This window comes from Allobosea sp. CER48, from assembly GCF_044752385.1.
GTDB lineage: Bacteria > Pseudomonadota > Alphaproteobacteria > Rhizobiales > Beijerinckiaceae > Allobosea.
Genome location: NZ_JBIWYK010000165.1, coordinates 1 through 6,414, shown reverse-complemented (window position 1 = coordinate 6,414; position 6,414 = coordinate 1). Strand labels below are relative to the sequence as shown.

General features: G+C 66.8%; 6 protein-coding genes. All 6 read left to right on the top strand.

The window, feature by feature from the left end; translation table 11 throughout:
• Nucleotides 1-78: 78 nt before the first annotated feature.
• Genes ACIPIA_RS08295 through ACIPIA_RS08270 form a run of 6 tightly spaced genes read left to right on the top strand, consistent with a single transcriptional unit; the run spans nucleotide 79 to nucleotide 6,224 of the window.
• Nucleotides 79-1,299: a D-alanyl-D-alanine carboxypeptidase family protein gene (locus tag ACIPIA_RS08295; RefSeq protein WP_400508439.1), complete on the top strand. Its 1,221-nt coding sequence runs from the start codon at nucleotides 79-81 to the stop codon at nucleotides 1,297-1,299.
• A gap of 10 nt (nucleotides 1,300-1,309) precedes the next feature.
• A complete protein-coding gene (tmk, locus tag ACIPIA_RS08290) occupies nucleotides 1,310-1,960 on the top strand; it encodes a dTMP kinase (protein WP_400508437.1) in 651 nt (216 codons plus the stop codon).
• On the top strand, nucleotides 1,957-3,030 hold the full coding sequence (locus tag ACIPIA_RS08285) for a DNA polymerase III subunit delta' (protein WP_400508436.1): 1,074 nt from the start codon (nucleotides 1,957-1,959) through the stop codon (nucleotides 3,028-3,030). Before tmk ends, ACIPIA_RS08285 begins: the two co-directional genes overlap by 4 nt.
• A gap of 21 nt (nucleotides 3,031-3,051) precedes the next feature.
• Nucleotides 3,052-4,611: a methionine--tRNA ligase gene (gene metG, locus ACIPIA_RS08280; RefSeq protein WP_400508434.1), complete on the top strand. Its 1,560-nt coding sequence runs from the start codon at nucleotides 3,052-3,054 to the stop codon at nucleotides 4,609-4,611.
• On the top strand, nucleotides 4,611-5,411 hold the full coding sequence (locus ACIPIA_RS08275; protein WP_400508441.1) for a TatD family hydrolase: 801 nt from the start codon (nucleotides 4,611-4,613) through the stop codon (nucleotides 5,409-5,411). Before metG ends, ACIPIA_RS08275 begins: the two co-directional genes overlap by 1 nt.
• 9 nt (nucleotides 5,412-5,420) lie before the next feature.
• Nucleotides 5,421-6,224 carry an MBL fold metallo-hydrolase gene (locus ACIPIA_RS08270; RefSeq protein ID WP_400508432.1) on the top strand — a complete coding sequence of 268 codons (804 nt, stop codon included), beginning with the start codon at nucleotides 5,421-5,423 and terminating at the stop codon, nucleotides 6,222-6,224.
• Nucleotides 6,225-6,414: the final 190 nt, after the last annotated feature.

The window sequence follows — 6,414 nt, the reverse complement described above, 5'->3', positions numbered from 1 at the left end:
CAATCCGTGCTGCCGCCGACGCGCAACTGAAGCCAATCTTCTTGACCTGACGCCGGGCGCTCTGCTTCACATCGAGGCATGAGCGCCTTTCTTCATCCGAAGCTGTCTGCCGCGGCGCTGCTGCCGGCGTGGCGGCTGGCGGTCTGCGCGCTTGTTTTGCTGTGCGCCGGGGTCCTGGCAGGGCCGGCGCATGCCCAGAATTTCCAGTCGCAGGCGCCTTTTGCGATTCTGCTCGATTCGGAGACCGGGGCCGTCCTCTACGAAAAGGCTGCCGACGAACTGATGGTGCCGGCGAGCATGGCCAAGTTGGCCACCGTGCTGGTCGCGTTCCAGGATATCGGCGCCGGCCGGCTGTCGCTCGACAGCGAGATTGGCATTTCGGAGAATGCCTGGCGCAAGGGCGGCGCGCCTTCCGGCGGCTCGGCGATGTTCGCCATCGTCAACAGCCGCATCAAGCTTTCCGACATCCTCCTAGGCATCATCGTCCAGTCGGGCAACGACGCCTCGATCGCTCTGGCTGAAGCGATTGCCGGGGACGAGGCCACGTTCGGTCGGATCATGACCGAGCGGGTGAGGGCGCTGGGTTTCACGAAATCCGTATTCCGCAATGCGACCGGCATGGCCGATCCGCAGCAGCGGGTAACGGCGCGCGAGCTTGCCCTGCTCGCCGACCACATCATCAAGACCTATCCGGAGCTCTACAAGATCTTCGGCCAGCGCGAATTCACCTGGAACAAGATCCGCCAGCAGAACCGCAACCCGCTGTTGACGATGGATATCGGCGCCGATGGGCTGAAGACGGGGAATATCGACGAGTCGGGTTTCGGCTTGGTCGGCTCTGCCGTCCAGAACGGGCAGCGCCTCGTCGTGGTCGTCAACGGCCTCAAGACGGCGCGGGATAGGGCGAGCGAGGCGCGCAAGCTTCTGGAATGGGGCTTCCGCGCATTCGAGCGCCGGCAGCTTTTCGCGGATGGCGAGACGGTCGGCGACGCCAGCGTCTACGGCGGCGAGAAGGGGCGCGTCGCCTTGCGGAGCAAGGGAGCTGTCAGCCTGCTGATGCCGCGGGGGAGCACCGAGCGTCTGGCCGCCCGCATCGTCTATCGCGGCCCGCTGACGGTCCCTGTGCAGGAAGGGGCCGAAATTGCCCGGCTCGTGGTGACCCGCGGCGACATCAAGACCTTGGACGTGCCGCTCTACGCGGCCGAAACCGTGCGGGCCGGCACGCTGCAGAGCCGTGCGCTCGATGCGCTGTTCGAGGCGACGACGGGTTGGGTCCGCAAGGCGTTGGGCCGGAGCTGAGCGGGGCACCGTGGGCAAGGGACGTTTCATCACCCTCGAAGGCGGCGAGGGCGCCGGCAAGTCGACGCTGGCGCGCGCCTTGGCCGCCCGGCTCGGCGAGGCCGGCTGCCCGACCCGGACGACGCGGGAGCCCGGTGGCTCGCCCAAGGCCGAAGCCATTCGCGAGATGATCCTGGCCGGGCAGGCCAAGGACTATGGCGCGTTCGCCGAGGCGCTGATGTTCTCGGCCGCGCGTATCGACCATATCGACAGCCTGATCCGTCCGACGCTTGACGGCGGCGAGTGGGTGATCTGCGACCGATTCATCGATTCGACGCGCGTATATCAGGGCGTGCTCGGTCAGATCGACCGGACCCTGCTGGCCGAACTGGAGGCCGTCACGATCGCCGGCGTGATGCCGGATCTCACCCTGATCCTCGACCTCGATCCCGAGATCGGCCTTGCCCGCGCCGCGAAACGTCGCCGCCCCGGAGAGGCCGTCGATCGCTTCGAGGGCGAGACGCTGGCCTTTCACCGCAAACTGCGGCAGGCCTATCTCGACATCGCCGCCGGCGAGCCCGGGCGCTGCGTCGTGCTCGATGCGACGTTGCCTCCCGACGAACTGGCCGAGGCGGCATGGAAGGCGTTGGGCGAGCGCCTTCAGATCAGACCGGAAGCATGATGCGAGAAACCACGGACGAACCCGACCGGCTGCCAATCGCGCCGCATCCGCGCGAGACGCTGGACCTGATCGGACACGACTCGCAAGAGCGGGCGTTCCTCGACGCCCTCACATCCGGCCGCATGCACCATGCCTGGCTGCTCGGCGGGCCCGAGGGCGTCGGTAAGGCCAGCTTCGCCTATCGCGCGGCTCGTTACATGCTCGCCGCAGGCGACCCGCGGACGCGCGCGGGACATGCGACCAGTCTCGCCATGCCCGAGGGCGATCCAGCCTCACGGCGTGTGATGGCGCGGTCGCATCCCGATCTGCATGTGCTGCGTCGCGTGCCGAAGCCGGACGGCAAGAGCTATACGAGCAACATCCCTGTCGACCTGGTCCGGCGCGTGATCGATCGCTTCGGGGCGAGCGCTGCCGAGGGCGGCTGGCGGGTCTGCATCGTCGACTCCGCCGAGGACATGGAACGTTCCGCTGCCAACGCGCTGCTGAAGCTCCTGGAGGAGCCGCCGCCGCAGGCACTGTTCCTGATCGTTGCCCATGCGCCGGGGCGGATGTTGCCGACCATCCGCTCGCGCTGCCGGCTCCTGACCTTCGCTCCGCTGGATGAAGCCGGCGTGGTCGAAGCCGGGCGAATTGCACTGGAGCGCATGGATGCGCCGTTCGACGGTTCGGCGCTGCGCCGCGCGGCGAGCCTTGCCGAGGGATCGGTCCGGCGCGCGCTCACCTATGTCGATCCGGAGACGCTGTCGCTGGTCGAAGCGGTGCGTGCGCGGCTCGATGCGCTGCCGCAGGTCGATGTGCCGGCTTTGCTCGCGCTGGCCGAGGATGTCGCCGGCAAGGCCGGGGAGCGCGATTTCGCGGTGATGATCGAGACGGTGCAGGGCTGGATCTCTGACCATCTCCACGCGCATGCTGCGGCGCAACCGGCGCGCCTTGCACCGCTTGCGGAGGTATGGGAAAAGCTTGGACAGCAGGCGCGAGAGGTCGAGACCTATAATCTCGATCGTCGACCGCTGGTGATGACGATGTTTCATGATCTGTCGGCTGCGGTTTCCCGCTCGCGCGCAGCGTGAAGCGAAGCTCTCGGACAGACGATGGCAACCGCCCCGAAATTCTACCTGACGACCGCTATCCACTACACCAACGGGCCGCCGCATATCGGCCACGCTTATGAGATGGTGGCCGCGGACGCGATCGCGCGGTTCAAGCGGCTCGACGGCTACGACGTCTTCGCCATGACCGGAACCGACGAGCACGGCCAGAAGGTGCAGCGCACGGCCGCCCAGAACGGCCTGTCACCGAAGGAATTCGTCGACAAGATCGCGGCGCGCTTCCAGGAGATGGAGCAGACGCTGGGCTGCTCCTTCGATCGCTTCATCCGTACGACCGATCCGGACCACAAGGTCTCGACCGACGAGCTCTGGCGGCGCATGGAGGCCAATGGCGATATCTATCTCGCCAAGTATTCAGGCTGGTATTCGGTCCGCGACGAAGCCTTCTACGGCGAGGAGGAAACCACGCTCCAGCCCGACGGCACGCGCCTCGGCGGGCAGGGCACCCCGGTCGAATGGGTCGAGGAGGAGAGCTATTTCTTCCGCCTCGCTAAGTATCAGGATGCGCTGCTGAAGCTGTACGAGGACGTTTCGGACTTCATTTCGCCGGAGACGCGGAAGAACGAGATCGTCTCCTTCGTGAAGGGCGGGCTCGAGGACCTGTCGATCAGCCGCACCACCTTCGACTGGGGCCTGTCGGTCCCGGGCGACCCGAAGCATGTGATGTATGTCTGGGTCGACGCGCTCAACAACTATCTCACCGGCACGGGCTTCCCCGATGCGGCGAACGCGCGCGCGCATTACTGGCCGGCCGATGTCCACATCATCGGCAAGGACATCGTGCGCTTCCACACGGTGTACTGGCCGGCCTTCCTGATGTCGGCGGGTCTGCCCTTGCCGAAGCGAGTCTTCGGCCACGGCTTTCTGTTGAACAAGGGCACGAAGATGTCGAAGTCGCTCGGAAACGTGGTCGATCCGTTCGGCCTGGCCGAGACCTATGGCGTCGACCAGCTCCGCTATTTCTTCCTGCGCGAGGTTTCCTTCGGCCAGGACGGCAACTACAGCCATGACGCCATCGTCGGGCGGATCAACGCCGATCTCGCCAATGATCTCGGCAACCTGGCGCAGCGTTCGCTGTCGATGATCGCCAAGAACTGCGAGGGCAGGGTGCCGCCGCGCGGAACGCTGACGCAAGCCGACGAAGCGATGCTCACCATGGCCGATGGCGCGCTGGACAAGGCGCGCGAGGCGATGAAGGACTTCGCCCTCCATACGGTCCTGGCCGACATCTGGGCCGTAGTCGCGGAGGCCAACCGCTACTTCGCCGCCAACGAACCCTGGCGCCTGACCAAGACCGATCCGGCACGACGCGATACCGTGCTCTATGTCACGGTCGAGGTGATCCGGCAGGTCGCGATCCTGGTGCAGCCGGTGATGCCGGTCTCCGCAGGCAAGCTGCTCGACCTGCTCGGCGTGCCCGCCGCGGCGCGCAACTTCGCCGCGCTGGGAGAATCCGGCCGCCTGGCCAGCGGCACGCCGCTGCCGGCGCCGAGCGGGGTCTTCCCGCGCTATGTCGAGCCCGAGGACGGTCAGGCGGCGTGATGGTCATCGACACGCATTGCCATCTCGACTTTCCGGACTTCGCTGCGGAACTGCCGACCTATGTCGCGCGGGCGGAAGCCGCTGGCGTCGGCCGGATGGTCACGATCTCGACCCGGGTCGCGCGCTTCGCGGATTACGCGGGGATCGCGGAGCGCTTTCCGTCGGTCTGGTTCTCCGTCGGGACGCATCCGCATCAGGCGCATGAGGAACTCGACGTTACCGCCGAGCGGCTGGCCGAGCTGTCGCGCCATCCGCGCTGCGTCGCGATCGGGGAGGCCGGCCTCGATTATCACTACGATTCGAGCCCGCGCGAAGCGCAGGCGCAGGGGCTGCGCACCCATATCGCTGCGGCCCGCATCACGCGGCTGCCGCTCGTCATCCACGCCCGCGAGGCGGATGACGACATGATCGCGATCCTGCGCGAGGAAACCGAAAAGGGCGCCTTCCCGGCGATCCTGCATTGTTTCACCGCCGGCGAGGCGCTCGCCATGGCCGGCGTCGAGCTCGGCTTCTACGTTTCCTTCTCCGGCATCCTGACCTTCAAGACCTCGGAGAACCTGCGCCGCATCGCCCGGATGGTTCCGCGCGAACGCCTGCTGGTCGAGACGGACGCACCCTATCTCGCTCCGGTGCCGTTCCGGGGCAAGCGCAACGAGCCAGCCTATGTTGTTGAAACGGCAAAGGTTCTGGGAGGCGCGATCGGCGTATCCTTCGAGGAGGCGGCGCGGATCACGACCGAGAACGCCCGGCGCTGCTACTGGAAGATGGACCACGCCGCGCCGGTGGCGCAGGTCGCCTGACCCCGCGCCATGACGCTGACTGTCACGATCCTCGGCTGCGGTTCCTCAGGTGGCGTGCCGCGGCCCGGTTCCGGCTGGGGCGCCTGTGACCCCGTCAATCCCAAGAACCGCCGGCGACGGTGCTCGATCCTGCTGACGCGCTCCGGTCGGAACGGCACGACGCGCGTGCTCGTCGACACCTCGCCGGACCTGCGCGAGCAGTTGCTTTCGGCCGAGGTTCCCGCGCTCGACGGCGTGCTGATGACGCATGACCATGCCGACCATACCCACGGTATCGACGACCTGCGCGCGCTCGTTCTGCATGCGGGACAGCGCATCCGGGTCTATGCGGACACTGCCACCGAAGCTTCGCTGCGCTCGCGCTTCGGCTACCTCTTCGAAACGCCTGCCGGCAGCTACTATCCGCCGATCCTCGAACTGGACCAGATCGGCGCGGGACGAAGCCAGACCATCGATGGAGCGGGTGGGGCGATCGAGGCACTGCCTTTCCGCGTCGAGCATGGGCCGAATTACGAAGCGCTCGGCTTCCGCTTTGGCGGCCTTGCGTATCTGCCGGATGTCAGCCTGATCCCGCCGGCGGCCATGGAAACGATGGCCGGTCTCGACATGCTCATCCTCGACTGCCTGCGCGAGACGCCGCATGTCAGTCATTTCCATCTCGCGCGATCGCTCGAAACGATCGCGCTGCTGAAGCCGCGGCGCGCGATCCTGACGAATCTCCACGTCGATCTGGACTACGCCAATCTATCCGGCCGCTTGCCGGACGACATCGACGTCGCGTTCGATGGGATGACGCTCACCGTTCCGGCGTAGGTCAGACGCATCAGCCAAGCTTGCGTCGTTCGTCGCGGGCGGGGCGAGCCTCTCACTGTGAGCTGCGGGAACGTCGGCGCGGCCGGCGCCATTGTCGGCGCGGCGGGGCGCGGTGCTGTCGCTGGCGGTTGTAATGCAGCTGGGGGCGGCTCTGGCTGAAGGCGGCGTCGGCTTGATCGAGGGCCTGCAT

Coding starts and splice junctions, on each gene's coding strand:
- ACIPIA_RS08285 (WP_400508436.1), top strand. CDS start 1,957: ATGATGCGAGAAACCACGGACGAACCCGACCGGCTGCCAATCGCGCCG.
- metG (WP_400508434.1), top strand. CDS start 3,052: ATGGCAACCGCCCCGAAATTCTACCTGACGACCGCTATCCACTACACC.
- ACIPIA_RS08270 (WP_400508432.1), top strand. CDS start 5,421: ATGACGCTGACTGTCACGATCCTCGGCTGCGGTTCCTCAGGTGGCGTG.
- ACIPIA_RS08275 (WP_400508441.1), top strand. CDS start 4,611: ATGGTCATCGACACGCATTGCCATCTCGACTTTCCGGACTTCGCTGCG.
- ACIPIA_RS08295 (WP_400508439.1), top strand. CDS start 79: ATGAGCGCCTTTCTTCATCCGAAGCTGTCTGCCGCGGCGCTGCTGCCG.